Raw genomic sequence first — 429 nt, forward strand, 5'->3', positions numbered from 1 at the left:
CACTCCTGACGCGCTGGTCACCGAGGATTTGATCAACTATCACCGGCTGCCCGCAGCCGGTGGGGTCGGCATGACCACCGTCGCCTACTGCGCGGTGGCGCCCGGCGGCCGCACCGATGGCTGGCAGATCTGGATGCGGCCCGAAGCCGTGCCCGGACTGACCAAATTGACCGAGACCATCCACGCCGAGGGTGCGGCCATCAGCGCCCAGATCGGCCACGCCGGGCCGGTGGCCAACTCCCGGACCAACAAGGCCACGGCGCTGGCGCCGGTACGGTTCTTCAACCCGCTGTCGATGCGGTTCGCCAAGAAGGCCACGATCGACGACATCCGCGAGGTCACCGAAGCCCACGCCAACGCCGCCCGGCTGGCCATCGACTCGGGCTTCGACGCCGTCGAGGTGCACCTCGGCCACAACTACCTGGCCAG

General features: G+C 69.0%; 1 protein-coding gene. It reads left to right on the plus strand.

Going from position 1 to position 429, the window contains the following annotated elements; all coding sequences use genetic code 11:
- Positions 1-429, plus strand: a 429-nt coding sequence (locus tag BKG76_RS07070; RefSeq protein WP_456237966.1) for an oxidoreductase, incomplete at both ends; no start/stop codon positions are given.

The sequence above is a fragment of the Mycobacteroides franklinii genome (assembly GCF_001853795.1).
Classification (GTDB): domain Bacteria; phylum Actinomycetota; class Actinomycetes; order Mycobacteriales; family Mycobacteriaceae; genus Mycobacterium; species Mycobacterium franklinii.